Raw genomic sequence first — 15,894 nt, 5'->3', positions numbered from 1 at the left:
ATGATAAAATATATAAAAGAGTATCATAAGGAGATTTTTAAAGTGCATTTTTTAAATCTCTAGATACTCTTTTTTAGAAAATATTTATTTAGTAATACATTTTTTTATTGTGTATTTTCAATTACACACTTCAATAAAAAAATAATACTTTACAGATAACCAACAGCTTCTTCTCTAGTTAAAAAAAAGTGAATTCCTGTAGTTGATTCTTTCCATCTATTTTCATGAAAATTTTCAGCTACCACCATTTCTCCTACTCTATATATAAAATTTTCATCAGCATATGCACGAGCAGTTTTAAAAGATTCTTTGCCATCTATACTTGTAATCGACAGTACTTTTGCTTTATCACATCTACAAGCATTTGATGTAGCAGATACTCTTTTTGCGTCACTTGGTATTAATAATTGTACCATTCTAAAATTAAAACATTTTTTATAGCCTATAAACGCTCCTGTTTCAGGACAGTATAATTTAAAAAAACGAGTACTTTCATCTGATATTACTCCATCCAATGTAGCATATTCTAAATTAGAATTTTCTAGATTAGTACCTCTAATATCTGAGTTAGATAAATTACAAAATCTAAAATTTGCACCACTTAAGTCTGTATTTTTTAATATAGAATTTTTTAATGAACAATCTGAAAAATAAGAATTCTTAAAGCTAGAGTTTTCTAAATCTGCATTTTCTAAATTTAAATTGATAAGGTCAGACCAGGAAAAGTCAATATTACTTAAATAATATCCTCTTAAATCCATATTTTCTAATCTTACTTCTTTTAAATCAGCTCTTTCTCCATCGTTATTATTTTTAAGCCATAAATAATGTTTCTCAAGTGTTTTTTCTAATTCTTGTTTAGAAATAGTTTTCATTAAAATCACCTTCACAAATTTATTTTTATATATTTAGTAGCAAAATAGTCATATATTTAATTATATAACAATGAATAAAAAACTTCTAAATAATATATAAAATATTAAATATATTATTGAAGATTTATTATCTCTAGTAACATATAAACACTGGGTAAACATTTTTATGGTTTTATTTAAAGAATAAAATAATATCAGTAATACAATAATAAAAGTTTAGATATAAAAAAATTTGTGTATATACTATATGTAGTATATAATAGATAAAGCACTAACTATATGTAGTGCTTTTGTTTTTGAAAAATACTTATTATGCCCTATAATTATAGGTTGTTTTTGGAATTTACGCTGATAAATATTAAAAGAAATAATAAGTAAATTAAATGAAATTATAGCACAAGATTATGTTAAAAGGACGGTAAATAATGAATTGGATAGAGCTTAACAATCAAGTGATAATTAAAAATGAACAAGGGAAATATCAACTGGAAAAGGATAAGGAAGCCCTAAGTAGTTACATAGAAGAATTTATAAATCCAAAGTTAAAGAAATTTAATAATCTAGAAGAAAGATTGAAGTATCTAATGGATGAAGGTTATTATTTAGAAGAAGTAATACATAAATATAGCATGGATTTTATTAAAAAGATATACAAACTTATTGAGGAACATAAATTTAAGTTTCAATCATATATGAGTGCAAATAAATTTTATCAAAATTATGCATTAAAAAGTAATGATGGAAAAGAGATATTAGAAACATATAATGAAAAAGTATTAATTGTAGCTTTAACATTAGGAAATGGTGATGAGAGTCTAGCTTTAAACTTGGCAGACAAAATAGTAAAACAAGAATTTCAACCAGCTACACCTACATTTTTAAATGCTGGAAGAAAGAGAGCAGGAGAAATGGTATCATGTTTTTTACTATCTGTAGAAGATAGCACAGAAGGTATTTCATATGCGATATCTTCATCAAATCATTTATCAAAAATAGGTGGAGGAGTTGCGTTAAACTTATCTAAGCTTAGAGCATCAGGTGAATCTATTAAAGATATAGAAGGTGCAGCTGGAGGTGTTGTTGGAGTAGCTAAAATGTTGGAACAATCATTCAGCTATTTTAATCAGATGGGAGCTAGACAAGGTTCTGGTGCAGTTTATCTCACAGTATTTCATCCTGATTTTGAATTATTGATGGATACTAAAAAGATAAATGCTGATGAAAAAATAAGACTTGCTACATTATCGCTGGGAGCTATTATACCTGATAAATTTATGGAGTTAGCAGAAAAAAATGAAGTAGCTTATGCATTTTATCCTCATACTGTGTATAAAAAGTATGGAGTTTACCTTGATGAGATAGAAATGAGTGAGTGGTATGATAGATTAGTTAATGATGAAGATATAAGAAAAAAAGAAATAAATCCTAGACAAATGTTGACTAAAATAGCACAAATGCAACAAGAAAGTGGATATCCATATGTAGTGTATATAGATACAGCCAATAGGGAACATACATTGAAAGAGGTTGGTATGGTAAAAATGTCTAACTTGTGTTGTGAAATCTTCCAGTATCAAACATCTTCAGAAATAGAAGGCTATGGTGGAGAAAATAAATGGGGTCAAGATATAAGTTGTAATCTTGGTTCTTTAAATATAGCAAATGTTATGGACAATAAAACTATAGAAAGCACAGTTGAGACATCAATAAGAGCATTGACATTTGTAGCAGATAAAACAGACATAAAGCCAGTACCAACTGTAAATAATAGTAATAGTAAATCTCATTCTATAGGATTGGGAGCTATGAATTTGCATGGATACTTAGTAAGAGAAAATATTTTATATACTTCAGAGGATGCTGTAGAGTTTTCTGATGTATTTTTTGCAATGATTAGATATTATTCAATTAAAGCATCTATGAAAATAGCTATAGAAAAAAATCAAACTTTTGAAGGGTTTGAAAAATCAGAATATGCTAAGGGAAGAAAAAGCAAGGTATTATCAAAATACTATGAACAATCTTATCTACCTAAGCTAGAAAAGGTAAAAGCATTATTTGAAGGTATTTATATACCAACAAAAGAAGATTGGACAAAATTATTGGATGAGGTCAAAGAAAAAGGTATATATAATGCATATTTAATGGCAGTAGCCCCAACTCAAAGCATTAGTTATGTCCAAAATGCAACATCAAGTATAATGCCAATTACTGAGCCAGTAGAAGTAAGAACATATGGAGATTCAACTACAATATATCCAATGCCATTTTTAACTAATGAAAATATGTTGTATTATCAATCAGCATATAGAATGGATATGAGGAAAGTTATAGATTTAGTATCAACAGTTCAACAACATGTTGACCAAGGAATATCAACAACATTGTTTGTTACAGATGAAAAGACAACTAGAGATATAGCTAGACATTACATATATGCATATAAAAAAGGTCTTAAAAGTTTATATTACACAAGAACAAAGATGACAAGAGATACTCATGAGTGTCTAGTATGTTCAGTATAGGGAGAGAAATATATGACATTTAAATTACATAAAACACATGATGCAGTTAATTGGAATAAAGAAGAAGATGGATTCACACAGGCTTTTTGGGAACAAAATGTAAAACAATTTTGGCTTCCTGAAGAAATATCTGTCTCTAAAGATATTAAGGTATGGAATGAATTAGATGATAATGAAAAAGACTTATATAAAAAAGTGTTAGGTGGACTGACATTATTGGATACAAAGCAAGGGAATAATGGAATTCCATCAATGATGGGTTTAACAGATAATCTTCAAAGAAAAGCAGTTTTATCTTTTATGGGTACTATGGAAGAAATACATGCAAAAAGTTATTCTTCCATATTTATGACTTTGCTTTCTAACTCCGAGATAGATGATTTATTTGAATGGATAGAAACAGAGCCAACATTACAACGAAAGGCTGATTTAGTTCTAGCTCAATATGAAAATACTACAAACCAAAAGAATTTATATTTATCAATGGTTACAAGCGTGTTTTTGGAGAGTTTCTTGTTTTATTCAGGATTCTTTTATCCATTGTATCTGTCTGGTCAAGGAAAAATGGTGGCTAGTGGAGAAATAATATCACTTATTCTTAGAGATGAATCTTTACATGGTAAATACATAGGGCTTCTTGCACAAGAGATATACAATTCATTTAATAATACTGATAAGAAAAAATTAGAAGATAAGATGTATTCTATACTTGCTAGTCTTATGGAAAATGAGATAGAGTATACAAATGTAATATATAAAGATAGTGGACTTGAAGAAGAGGTTGTAGATTTTTTGAAATACAATGCAAATAGAGCTTTAGAAAATTTAGGATTTGAAAGACTTTATAATGTAAATGCTATCAATCCAATTGTGTTAAATGGACTTAGTACTGAAACTAAAACACATGATTTCTTTTCAACTAAAGGTAATGGATATCAAAAAGGGGTCTATGAAGAGTTAGAAGATGAAGATTTTATAATATAATTTATTTTATAAAATGTGACACGCTGATGTCACCTTTAGCATGATAATATCAATGTATAAAATGTATATACGGAGGTATTTTTTATGAAATATGAATGGAGAAAAAAAGATAAAGAGTTATATATTACCTAAGAAGAATCCTGTGATAGTTGAAGTACCAGAGCAGAAATTTATCATGTTAAAAGGGAGTGGAGACCCAAATACTAAAGAATTTACTGAAGCAATAGGAGTACTTTACTCTTTGGCATATGCAATAAAAACCATGCCCCAAAAGGGAATTGTACCAGAAGGGTATTTTGATTATACTGTTTTTCCTTTAGAAGGTATATGGGATAAGGGAGAAAAAAGCAAATGCTCAGATATACTTATTAAAGAAGATTTGATTTATACTATAATGATACGTCAGCCAGATTTTGTTACACAAGACCTGTTAAATAAAGCTATTGATATATTAAAAAATAAGAAACCACATAATCTTCTTGAAAAAGTTAGATTTGGGTCTATTAATGAAGGTCTATGTGTTCAAATGCTTCATATAGGCTCATATGATGATGAACCAGAAAGCTTTGACATTATGAGAGAATTTTGTAAAAAAAATAAGCTTCTAAGAAAATCTTATATACATCGTGAAATTTATATAAGTGATGCTAGAAAAGTATCTCCTGAGTCATTGAAAACTGTTTTGCGTTTTGAAGTAGAAAGGGAAATGTAAACATTATATTATGATATTAGATTGCTTTATTTTTATACTATAATAAAGTAATGAGGTGATTATATGAAAAGTAATAGATTATTTGAAATTATTTATATCCTGTTAGATAAGAAAAGAGTAACTGCAACGGAGTTAGCTGAACACTTTGAAGTATCTAGGCGAACTATTTGTAGAGATATTGAAATATTGTCATCTTCTGGTATTCCAATTTATACTGATAAAGGTAGAAATGGTGGTATAGGTATTTTAGATAATTTTACTTTTGATAAATCTATTTTATCTGAGCAAGAGCAGAAAGAAATTCTAGCATCACTAGAGGGTTTAAATATGCTTAAATATCCAGATATGAATTCTACATTAGCAAAACTTAGAGCCTTGTTTTGTAAATCAGATTTAAGTTGGATAACTGTTGATTTTTCTCATTGGTGTAGTAATAATGTAGAAAAAGATAAATTTATAAAGATAAAATCAGCTATATTAGATTGTAATATTATAACTTTTGAGTATATAAGTACTTATGGAAAGATAACTAAACGTTGTGTAGAGCCACTTATGCTTTGGTTTAAAGAAAAGTCATGGTATATTAAAGCTTATTGTCGTCAAAAAAATGATTATAGAATTTTTAAGGTCGTAAGGATGAAGAATATCTGTATTTGTGAGCAGACATTTATACGAAGCATACCAATTGAAGTGGGAGAGATAAAAGAAGATAATAATAAAAATATTATTTTAAAATTGAAAATTTCTAAAGATATAGCATATAGAGTTTATGATGAATTTGATATTGATAATATATTATACGATAACGATGGAAATTTTATTGTAAATGTACAGTATCCTCAAAATGATTGGATTTATGGATATGTGCTCTCTTTTGGAAATCACATTGAAGTATTAGAACCCATAGATGTTAGAGATAAGATTTTACAGATTGTTGATGATATTAAAATAAAATATTTATAATTATTGTAAAAAGTGAAGTATTAATTAGACTTCACTTTTTTAGTTTACTGGCAAAACCCAGTTTGATTTTTGTATAATATGTATATTTTTACATGTGTAACATTGACATCAAATTATCGAAACTAATTATATATTTGTCATTATAAGTAGATTAATAGTAAAATGTATATCTTATTATTAAAATAAATTGAATGTATTATTTTAATATTGTAAGTAAAAAAGTGAAAAATTGTAAATACACATTATTTTTTAAAGAAAAAAATAAGATATTGACAAAAATAAAGTACTCATTTAAACTAATAGTTGAGAATAATATTCAATATTAAATAATAGGAGGAGCTATGAATAAATATCTTCTAATAAATCCAGTAGCAGAAAAAATGTATGAGGAAAAGTTTAATACTATTAAAGAAACTTTGATAAAAAAAGGGTACATAATGGTTGAATGTGAGGCGCAATTAGAATATGTAAAGAATCAGTACAAAGAATATGCAAAAAAGACTGAAAACACGATATTAGATTGTAGATGTCCAGAAAGCATAAATCTTTTAAAAAGAAATAATTTGATAGATGGTTTTGAAGTTCCTATGATAGAACCAATATTAGTAAGGACTTGTAGAGTTTTATACGAAAAATATATTAAGAGTAAAGAGGATATGTTAATAGTAACCTGTCCATGTACACAATTAAGGGATTTTGCTAGTGAAAAATTTAAGGATAAAGATAATGCTCTATTTTATACATGGAAGGAATTTGCTGAAAAAGAAGGTATAAAATCACTTGGAAAAATAGATGAATCTCCAATTCCATTAGGGTATTTTAAGGATTCTTTTGAAAAAGTTCTTGAAGTGTCAAGCGAAGATGAAATATTAAGTAAAATACAAGAAATTAAAAATGGCTCTGAGGATAAGTATGATATAGTAGAAATGTTTTATTGTAAAGATGGATGTAATAATGGAGATGGTTTGTAAATGGGCAATAAAATTAATGATAAACTTTTAAGGTTAATAAAAAGTGTTTTGATATTTTTTATAATTCTTGTATTGTGGAAAATTACAAATTATCTTGGTATTTGGAGTGAATATATATTACCACCACCTGAAAAAGTGTATAGTACATTTTTAAATATGATAAATGATGGTTCAATATTTGTTAATGTATATGCAAGTATGAAAAGAGTTTTGATAGGGTTTGTAATAAGTACAATTATAGGTGTTCCTTTAGGTATATTCTTTGGAATTTATGGTAAAGTTTATGAGTACTTTAAATCATTAATAAATTTTTTGAGAAATACGCCGCCACTTGCTTTAATACCAATGCTTATATTGTGGTTTGGTATAGGTGAAGAATCAAAAATAATAATTATAATTTTGGCATCTTTTTTCCCAATTTTTACAAGTACATTAAAGGGGATTAGAAATTGTGATTCAAAGTTAATTGAAGTAGGTAGAGTATTTGAATTGTCAAAGCTTCAGATAATATTTAGAATAATTATTCCTAATGCAATTCTCGATATTGCTGTTGGTCTAAAGTTAGCACTTGGATATAGTTTTAGAGCAATTATAGGAGCTGAGCTTGTAGCTGCTTCGTCTGGTCTTGGATACTTAATATCTGATGGAAAAGAAATGTCTAGGACAGATGTTGTTATTGTAGGAATAATTGTAATTGGACTTCTAGGAATAATTACAGACTATATATTTTCAATTATTGTAAAAAAGGTAAGTAAGGGAAAGATGGTGGAAGCATATGAGTAATACAGTATGTAATTCTGGGTATATAATCAGAAATCTATCTAAAAGTTATAAAGTTGATAATGAAGAACATGTAGTGCTTAGTGATATTTCTTTAGATATAGACAGAAGTCATATAACTGTAATTTTAGGTGAAAGTGGATGTGGGAAGACTACTTTACTTAGGGCAATTGCATCACTTGAAGATATAAATAGTGGTGAGATTAGGTTTGTAAAAGATAATAAAGAGTATAAACCTAATGTTGGTTTTGTATTTCAAGAAAGTAGACTGATGCCTTGGCTAAATGTGAGCGAAAACATAGCTTTTCACAATCAACAAAAAAGTAATCTTTTAAATAAAATATTCAATAAATTAAATCACTCAAAAAGTACCATTAATAAAGATAGGCGTGATAATAATATTTATTTAAATGAGAAGAACAAAGTAAGTGAATCAAATAAGCAAGACAGTATTGATATAGAAAAATATCTTAAAATGATGAACTTACAGAAGTTTAAAAATTCTTATCCAAATGAGCTTTCAGGAGGTATGGCACAGAGAGTAAGTATAGCTAGAGCACTTTCTTTTAATCCAGATATGTTGTTTATGGACGAGCCTTTTTCAGCACTAGATTATTTTACAAGGATTGATATGCAAAATGAAGTTGTAAGAATACATAGGTCAACCAATAAAGGTGTAATATTTGTAACTCATGATATTGATGAAGCATTAAAGATAGGCAAGAAAATAGTTGTTTTTACAAATGAAAGAAAAATAGAAGAATTTAATATAGAGGATGATTATAATAGAGATTTAACTTCAAATTACTATATTAAATTAAAAAAAGATATTTTAATGACAATGAAATCAAATAAAGGCATTTAAAGAAATTAATAATATTTTAAGGAGTAAAAATATGAAATTAAAAAAACTATTGATAGGTATAACAATATTGACACTTGCGGCAGCATCTTTAGCTGGATGTGCAAAAAAGAATGATAGTGAAAATCTTTCAGAAATAAATTTAACTTATGTAAAATCACCACTAAATGTACCTTCTATAATTCAAAAACAGGATGATTTATTTGGGAAAGAATTTAAAAAGGATAATATAAAAGTTAATTTTCATGAAATTACTACAGGACCAGAGCAAACACAGGCTTTAGCTGCTGGAGAAATAGACTTTTTACATGCATTAGGTGGTACATCAGCTTTGATAGCTGCATCTAATGGAGTGGAATTAAAGATACTAAACACTTATAGTAGGTCACCAAAAGGATTTATGATTTTAACAAATAATGATTCAATAAAATCAGCAGCAGATTTAGAAGGTAAGAAAGTAGCAGGACCAAAAGGGACTATATTACATCAAGTATTAATTGCAGCACTTGATAAAGAAGGATTAAGTATGGATGATGTAGAGTTTGTTAACATGGGTATTCCAGAAGCATCAGCAGCTCTTTCTGATGGTAGTGTTGATGCTGCATTGATTGCTGGACCAGCAGCTCTTAAAGCCATGAAGTCTGGAAGTAAACTTGTAGCAAATGGTGAAGGTTTAGTAGATGGCATAATAGTAACTGCTGTTAGTACGGATTTTGCTGAAAAACATCCAGAGGTAGTTGAAAGATTTATGAAAGTTGAAAAAGAAACTTTAGAATATGTAGATAATAACTTTGATGAAGCTATGGAAAAGGTAGCAAAAGAAGTTGGTTTAAGCGTTGAAGAAACTAAAGAATTATATGCTTGGTATGATTTTAGTTTAGATATAACAGACAAAGATATATCTTCTCTTGAGGAGACACAAGACTTCTTAATAAAAAATGGATTACAAGAGAAAAAAGTAAACATAAAAGAATTAATATATAATGCTAAGTAGTAGTGATAATAGTGTTAAAAGTTTAAGTTACCTTATTTAAGGTAACTTTTTCTATTCTATTGATAAAAATATATGCTAATGGTATGTTTATATAGCGAAGAGATATGTTTTAATTTTAAATTATTAGAGTGTTTTTAAAGATATAATATATTTATTTACAGATAGAAGAAGATATTTTTATAGTATTTTATATAAGGTATTTTATAATACAATTATATTAATAAAGTTAACAATAATATTTTATTATATATAGATATAAAGATATCATACTTAATATAGATAGTATACAGGTATAAATATAATATATAATATTATGTAAATAAGTGTATATCAAACAAAAAATTAGAAAATTATAAGTATAAATATTACCAATAATTGTTAATAAATATTAATATACTGTATTTTGAAATTTAATAAATTGATAGATATCTGAGTAGGTATCTATACTATACATAAAGCCATATGTGAAAGTTATATGAATATATGGCAAATAAGAAAACTAAAATATGGAGGAATTATATGAGTCATAAAATATATATTGTAGAAGATGATATATCAATAAGTACATTACTTAAAGATTATATAGAGAAATATGGATTTGAAGTAATGGTTGAAGAAAACTTTGATAATATAATTACTACATTTGCAAATTTCAAGCCAGACTTAGTGCTTTTAGATGTAAATTTACCAAAATTTGATGGATTCTATTGGTGTAGATGTATTAGACAACAGTCAAACATTCCTATAATTTTTGTATCAGCTAGAGATAGTAATTTAGACCAGATTAGAGCTTTAGAAAGTGGAGCAGATGACTATATAACAAAGCCTTTTTATTATGATGTAGTAATGGCAAAGATAAAAAGTCAGATAAGAAGGGTATATGGTGAATATTCGCCTAAAATAGATGAGAGAATATTAGAACTAGATGGACTAAAATTTTATCCAGAAAGATTAGAGATAGAGTTAGAGGATAAGACTTTGGTTATCACCAAAAAAGAAGGAATATTACTTGAGTGTCTTATAAAAAAATACCCTAAAGTAGTAAGTAGAGATTATCTATTAGAAAAGATATGGGATGATATTGAGTTTGTAGAGGAAAATACTCTAAATGTAAATGTTAGCAGAATAAGAAAAAGATTTGAGGAGTTAGGTATAAATGATGCTGTTCAAACTGTACGAGGAGTAGGATATAAATTAAATAAAAATTGGTAAGGAGAAAATATGAAATTATTATTTAAAGATTGTAAAGGCTATATTTTTATATATTATTTAGGAATATCTATGACAATTATTTATTGTAGTCTTATGAAATTTATTAGTGTAGAAGAAGCTTTGTATATCTTATTGTTTAGTACTTTTATATTATTATGTTTTTTGGTATATAAATATTATAAAAACAGAGAAGTATATACTATATTTACAAAAGGTATAAACTCCTTAGATGAATCCTTTTTATATTTAGGGAACTCTTTTTTCGGAGAAAACATATCAGTTATTTTAAAACAACAACATAGATTATATCAATCAATGATTCAAGAACATAAAAAAATACATAGTGAACACTTAACTTTTATCAACCAATGGATTCATCAAATGAAAACTCCAATATCAGTTATAAGTCTTCAACTTCAGGAATATGAAGGTGAAGAAGTTACTGAAAATATAAAAAAAGAGATAGATAGACTTAATAAAGGCTTAAACATGGCCATGTATTTCGCAAGAGTGGATGAATTTCAGAAAGATTTTGTGGTTGAAAAAGCTAATTTGAATGATATCATAGTAGATACTATAAATGAGGAAAAGAGATTATTCATAAAGAATGGTATAATTCCTAAAATACATATAGATAAATCTATTTATATTTATACAGATATAAAATGGATGAAATTTATAATAAATCAGTTAATTACAAATGGAGTTAAATATTCCAAAGATTACAGTAAAGATTTAATTATAAAATCTGAAGAAAATAATAAGTCTATAATTTTAAGTATAATAGACAAAGGTGTTGGAATTGTATCTAAAGATATAAAAAGAGTATTTGACCCATTTTTTACAGGAGAAAATGGACGTAAATTTGGAGAATCCACAGGTATGGGACTCTATTTAGTAAAAAAAGTATGTGACAACTTAGGTCATATGGTCAATATAAAATCAGAAGTTGGGAAAGGAACTGAAGTTTCAATAATATTCAGTAAAGATAATATAAACTAATAAGAGGCTATTTTAAGATGGATTAATATTGTATTTATAATTTAAATATCTTGTTAAAATTAATATGTCCATATATTTTAATGAGATTTATAATTATACAATCTAATTTTAAAATAGTTTATTTTTTGCAAACATTACATAGATGTAATGTTTGTGTAATGTTTGTATATAGTGAAATTTTCTAATGTCAATTAAAATTAGTATAAGAAATGACATAAGAAAAGAAATTTTAAGAAGATTATATAGTAAGGAAAGGGTGTTTATCAATGAGTTTGGATATCATTTTTATATTAAAGTCAATCATAATAGCTATAGTGGAGGGACTTACAGAATTTATTCCAGTATCATCTACAGGTCATATGATTTTGGTGGGAAGTTTGATAGATTTTAAAGGTCAATTTGCTGAAATGTTTGAAGTTGTAATACAACTTGGAGCTATCCTAGCAGTAGTAGTACTTTATTGGAAAAAAATAAAGAATAGTGTTATAGAGTTTTTTAAATTTATATTTACTGGAGGAAAGGAAGGAAAAATTGGATTTAAGTTTGGAATAAATGTTATTGTAGGTTGCATACCATTTGGAATTGTGGGAGTTATATTTTATGATAACATAAAAGCATTGTTTAATTTACAATCTGTAATTGTAGGGTTTATAGTTGGAGGAATTTTATTATTAGTTGTAGAAACTCTATTCAGAAAAAAGAAGCACTCAACAGATAATATAGATAAAATTACTCCAGTACAAGCTTTGAAGATTGGTGTATTACAAGTTTTATCTGCGTGGCCAGGAATGTCAAGAAGTGCATCCACTATTATGGGTGGATGGATAGCAGGGCTTAATTCTCCTACAGCAGCGGAATTTTCTTTTTTCTTAGCTATACCAGCAATGGTAGCTTCTTCAGGACTAGATTTATTTGAATTTGATTATTCAATAATGACACCAACTTTATGGATTGCTTTAATTGTTGGGTTTATAGTAGCTTTTCTTGTGTCTATAGTAGTTATGGAAAAGTTCGTAAATTTTTTAAAGAAAAAACCAATGAGAGTATTTGCTGTATATAGAATAGTGGCAGGTATAGTACTTGCTGTATTAGCTTTTACTAACATAATTAGTATATAAACTAAAATAAATTCAGTATTTATATAAAATTTCTTTAATTAATATGAGTAGTATTTAATATATACTGCATGTCATTTTATAACTTATAAAGGAGCTATAAATAATGAAAACTTTAATTGTGAGTAATTTGAGCAAGGTATATGGTAAAAAAATGATTTTTAATGCATTAAACAATATAAGTTTTAGTATAGATGATGGAGAATTTGTAGGAATTATGGGACCATCTGGAAGTGGAAAGACCACTCTTTTAAATATGATTTCTACTATAGATAAGCCAACTACAGGAAAAATAGAATTAAAAGGTAAAAATCCATTATCACTAAAAGGTGAAGAACTTGCATTATTTAGACGAAGAGAATTGGGGTTTGTATTTCAAGATTTTAATCTATTAGATACTTTAACTATTGGCGAAAATATAGTATTGCCATTGACATTGGATAAGGTAAGTGTAAAAGCGCAAGATGAAAAGCTAAATGAAGTATCTAAAATTTTAGGTATAGAAGATTTATTAAATAAAAGAACTTTTGAAGTGTCTGGCGGTCAAGCTCAAAGAACTGCTATTGCTAGGGCCTTAATCAATAAACCATCAATACTCTTGGCAGATGAGCCAACAGGTAATTTAGATTCAAAGTCATCCAAGACTGTAATGGAACTATTTCAAAAGATAAATAAAGACAATAAAGTCACTACTATGATGGTAACTCATGACCCATTAGCAGCAAGCTATTGTAATCGTATTTTATTTATAAAGGATGGAACTATATACAATGAAATATATAAGGAAAATAGTAGAGAACAATTTTATCAAGAAGTAATGGATGTGCTTACATTATTGGGAGGAGATAATTAATGAACATAAAACAATTTGCCATTAATAACATTTCAAGAAATATTAAAGCATATCTAGGATATTTAGCAAGTATTGTTATATCCTCGTCACTACTTTTTTCTTTTATTATGTTTACAGGTCATCCAGATTTAGATATATCTCAATTTCCTGACTATTTAAAAGAAGGGCTTAAGATGAGTAAAATAATTGCATATTTGTTTTTATTCTTCTTTGTATTTTATTCAGTGAGTGTTTTTCTTAAAAGTAGATATAAAGAGTTTGGAATACTCTATATTACAGGTATATCAAAACGACAAGTAATGAAATTGGTTCTTATAGAAAATATAGTAATAAATATAGTATCTTCTGTAATTGGAATAATAGTAGGTTTAATTTTTTCAAAGGTATTTTTAGTAGTTATGTCTACTTTTTTAGAATTATCACCTCTAAACTTTTATATACCATTAAATGCAATGTTTTCCACTTTAATTTATTTTATGGTTTTAGCTATATTAACATCTATATTTACTTCTTTTATAATTAAAGAAAATCAAGTATTGAGGTTACTTAAAGGTACAAAAACTCCAAAACCAGAGCCTAAAACATCACTAATACTTGCTATATTAAGTATTTGCCTGTTTGTAATAGCATATTATAGTGCTGTTACATCAACTGACCAGTATACAACTTATTTACGATTAGTTCCAGTTACATCTCTTACTATAGTAGCAACTTATTTATTCTTTTCTCAATTTAGTGTGTACTTTATAAAAAAATTGAAGATGAAGAAAAGTTTTTATAGAAGAAATACAAATATGCTTTGGATTTCAAATTTAATTTATAAGGTAAAAGATAATGCTAGGATATTCTTTTTAATAACTATAACTTCTGCAGTGGCATTCACTGCTATAGGTACAGTTTACTCATTTTGGAAAGATGTAAAACGTCAAATTAATTTAATATACCCTAACACAATATATTATTCAACAATGACTCTGCATAATGACACTAATAAACCTGATAGTAAAGAGAAAGATAAGGAAAGAATGAGTTTTATAGAAAGTAAGTTAAAAAAAGAAGGTATATATTATGAAAGAGTTAATGGTGAATTTAAAACTGTATTTCCTAAGAAAAGTGATTTTAATGTAAGAATAATTAAAGAATCCAAGTACTTAGAAATTACGAAGAGTATAGGGGTTAAGCCTATAAATTTTGAAGATAATGAATGTATATCATTATTTTCATCAGGACTACCTAGTAATAAAAAGGTAAAAGAAAATGTCATTATAGGGAATATAAGCTTAAGAGTGGCAAAACAGGTAGAAGAATGTGTTATGCCAGCATATTATAAAAATATGTATGTGGTAAAGGATAATTTTTATGATAGTATAAAATCAAAATTTATAGTAGATAGATTCTCAGCATTTGAGGTAAAAGGTTCAAGTGAAACTATAGATGTATGTAAACAATTCGAAGATAAATTTGATAATGAGTCTGGAATGCAACCATATTTGTTTTTCTCCAAAGAATTAATGATAGAAACTGGTAAACTAACATATTCTACATTTATGTTTTTAGCAATATTTATAGGTTTAATTTTCTTTGTTACTACAAGCAGTTTCTTATATAATAAGTTTTATATGGATTGTCAAGTTGACAAGAAAAAGTATGAACAGTTAAATAAATTGGGAATGACATATAAGGAGATTAAGAGAGCTTCAACCATTGAGATTGGGATTGTGTTTTTGTTACCTTATGTAGTAGCTGTTATACATTCGATATTTGCACTTACTGCACTGAAAAATTCATTTGATATAGAGGTTGCGTCATCTGCGATTTTAGTAATGGGAAGCTTGTTTATAGTTCAAATAGTGTATTTCTTACTTGTAAGAAATAGTTATTTAAAAGAGATAAGATTAAATTTAGTCAATTTTTAATGGATATAATTAACTAATAACAAAAAGGTTTAAAATTAATTAATATTACTGAAATTATAAATGTTTATTTTTTCAGTAATATTTTTTATTGTATTAATTATTAAGATTCTATACGAATATGACATAATAA

14 protein-coding genes are annotated in these 15,894 nt (G+C 26.8%); 13 read left to right on the top strand and 1 reads right to left on the bottom strand.

Annotated features, from left to right (window positions below; all coding sequences use genetic code 11):
• Positions 1-149: 149 nt before the first annotated feature.
• Positions 150-875: a pentapeptide repeat-containing protein gene (locus tag IC214_RS04895; RefSeq protein WP_227824368.1), complete on the bottom strand. Its 726-nt coding sequence runs from the start codon at positions 873-875 to the stop codon at positions 150-152.
• Positions 876-1,300: 425 nt separating this feature from the next.
• On the opposite strand from IC214_RS04895, the gene nrdE reads away from it, so the two are divergent.
• The 13 genes from nrdE to IC214_RS04830 all read left to right on the top strand — a co-directional run bounded on the left by nrdE (position 1,301) and on the right by IC214_RS04830 (position 15,764).
• On the top strand, positions 1,301-3,400 hold the full coding sequence (nrdE, locus tag IC214_RS04890; protein WP_227482009.1) for a class 1b ribonucleoside-diphosphate reductase subunit alpha: 2,100 nt from the start codon (positions 1,301-1,303) through the stop codon (positions 3,398-3,400).
• Positions 3,401-3,412: 12 nt separating this feature from the next.
• Positions 3,413-4,384: a class 1b ribonucleoside-diphosphate reductase subunit beta gene (nrdF, locus tag IC214_RS04885; RefSeq protein ID WP_227433931.1), complete on the top strand. Its 972-nt coding sequence runs from the start codon at positions 3,413-3,415 to the stop codon at positions 4,382-4,384.
• A 91-nt stretch (positions 4,385-4,475) separates the two neighbouring features.
• Complete coding sequence (locus IC214_RS04880; RefSeq protein WP_413926635.1) at positions 4,476-5,096, top strand: GyrI-like domain-containing protein; 621 nt, start codon at positions 4,476-4,478, stop codon at positions 5,094-5,096.
• A 63-nt stretch (positions 5,097-5,159) separates the two neighbouring features.
• Positions 5,160-6,059 (top strand): helix-turn-helix transcriptional regulator, encoded by a 900-nt coding sequence (locus tag IC214_RS04875; RefSeq protein WP_227866316.1) that lies wholly within the window; start codon positions 5,160-5,162, stop codon positions 6,057-6,059.
• 341 nt (positions 6,060-6,400) lie between these two features.
• Positions 6,401-7,030 (top strand): hypothetical protein, encoded by a 630-nt coding sequence (locus IC214_RS04870; protein ID WP_227482012.1) that lies wholly within the window; start codon positions 6,401-6,403, stop codon positions 7,028-7,030.
• Complete coding sequence (locus IC214_RS04865) at positions 7,031-7,813, top strand: ABC transporter permease (RefSeq protein ID WP_227824363.1); 783 nt, start codon at positions 7,031-7,033, stop codon at positions 7,811-7,813.
• A complete protein-coding gene (locus IC214_RS04860) occupies positions 7,806-8,675 on the top strand; it encodes an ABC transporter ATP-binding protein (protein ID WP_227835656.1) in 870 nt (289 codons plus the stop codon). The genes IC214_RS04865 and IC214_RS04860 overlap by 8 nt, the downstream gene beginning before the upstream one ends.
• A 31-nt stretch (positions 8,676-8,706) precedes the next feature.
• A complete protein-coding gene (locus IC214_RS04855; RefSeq protein WP_227835657.1) occupies positions 8,707-9,666 on the top strand; it encodes an NrtA/SsuA/CpmA family ABC transporter substrate-binding protein in 960 nt (319 codons plus the stop codon).
• Between the two features lie 519 nt (positions 9,667-10,185).
• Positions 10,186-10,878 (top strand): response regulator transcription factor, encoded by a 693-nt coding sequence (locus IC214_RS04850; RefSeq protein WP_227433938.1) that lies wholly within the window; start codon positions 10,186-10,188, stop codon positions 10,876-10,878.
• A 9-nt stretch (positions 10,879-10,887) separates the two neighbouring features.
• Complete coding sequence (locus IC214_RS04845) at positions 10,888-11,880, top strand: sensor histidine kinase (RefSeq protein ID WP_227835658.1); 993 nt, start codon at positions 10,888-10,890, stop codon at positions 11,878-11,880.
• Positions 11,881-12,146: 266 nt separating this feature from the next.
• Positions 12,147-12,998 (top strand): undecaprenyl-diphosphate phosphatase, encoded by an 852-nt coding sequence (locus IC214_RS04840; protein ID WP_227433940.1) that lies wholly within the window; start codon positions 12,147-12,149, stop codon positions 12,996-12,998.
• A 103-nt stretch (positions 12,999-13,101) separates the two neighbouring features.
• The gene (locus IC214_RS04835; RefSeq protein ID WP_227866315.1) at positions 13,102-13,848 is read left to right on the top strand and encodes an ABC transporter ATP-binding protein; all 747 of its coding nucleotides are present in this window, start codon (positions 13,102-13,104) and stop codon (positions 13,846-13,848) included.
• The gene (locus IC214_RS04830; protein ID WP_227866314.1) at positions 13,848-15,764 is read left to right on the top strand and encodes an ABC transporter permease; all 1,917 of its coding nucleotides are present in this window, start codon (positions 13,848-13,850) and stop codon (positions 15,762-15,764) included. Before IC214_RS04835 ends, IC214_RS04830 begins: the two co-directional genes overlap by 1 nt.
• Positions 15,765-15,894 lie beyond the last annotated feature (130 nt).

This window comes from Clostridioides sp. ES-S-0190-01 (assembly GCF_020658275.1).
Classification (GTDB): domain Bacteria; phylum Bacillota; class Clostridia; order Peptostreptococcales; family Peptostreptococcaceae; genus Clostridioides.
Note: the sequence above shows the minus strand (reverse complement) of the source record. Positions and strands in the feature narration are given on the sequence as shown.

What these genes read in the sequence shown, in the direction of transcription:
- IC214_RS04895 (WP_227824368.1), bottom strand. Translation starts at nt 875, where the DNA reads ATGAAAACTATTTCTAAACAAGAATTAGAAAAAACACTTGAGAAACAT.
- nrdE (WP_227482009.1), top strand. Translation starts at nt 1,301, where the DNA reads ATGAATTGGATAGAGCTTAACAATCAAGTGATAATTAAAAATGAACAA.
- nrdF (WP_227433931.1), top strand. Translation starts at nt 3,413, where the DNA reads ATGACATTTAAATTACATAAAACACATGATGCAGTTAATTGGAATAAA.
- IC214_RS04880 (WP_413926635.1), top strand. Translation starts at nt 4,476, where the DNA reads ATGAATGGAGAAAAAAAGATAAAGAGTTATATATTACCTAAGAAGAAT.
- IC214_RS04875 (WP_227866316.1), top strand. Translation starts at nt 5,160, where the DNA reads ATGAAAAGTAATAGATTATTTGAAATTATTTATATCCTGTTAGATAAG.
- IC214_RS04870 (WP_227482012.1), top strand. Translation starts at nt 6,401, where the DNA reads ATGAATAAATATCTTCTAATAAATCCAGTAGCAGAAAAAATGTATGAG.
- IC214_RS04865 (WP_227824363.1), top strand. Translation starts at nt 7,031, where the DNA reads ATGGGCAATAAAATTAATGATAAACTTTTAAGGTTAATAAAAAGTGTT.
- IC214_RS04860 (WP_227835656.1), top strand. Translation starts at nt 7,806, where the DNA reads ATGAGTAATACAGTATGTAATTCTGGGTATATAATCAGAAATCTATCT.
- IC214_RS04855 (WP_227835657.1), top strand. Translation starts at nt 8,707, where the DNA reads ATGAAATTAAAAAAACTATTGATAGGTATAACAATATTGACACTTGCG.
- IC214_RS04850 (WP_227433938.1), top strand. Translation starts at nt 10,186, where the DNA reads ATGAGTCATAAAATATATATTGTAGAAGATGATATATCAATAAGTACA.
- IC214_RS04845 (WP_227835658.1), top strand. Translation starts at nt 10,888, where the DNA reads ATGAAATTATTATTTAAAGATTGTAAAGGCTATATTTTTATATATTAT.
- IC214_RS04840 (WP_227433940.1), top strand. Translation starts at nt 12,147, where the DNA reads ATGAGTTTGGATATCATTTTTATATTAAAGTCAATCATAATAGCTATA.
- IC214_RS04835 (WP_227866315.1), top strand. Translation starts at nt 13,102, where the DNA reads ATGAAAACTTTAATTGTGAGTAATTTGAGCAAGGTATATGGTAAAAAA.
- IC214_RS04830 (WP_227866314.1), top strand. Translation starts at nt 13,848, where the DNA reads ATGAACATAAAACAATTTGCCATTAATAACATTTCAAGAAATATTAAA.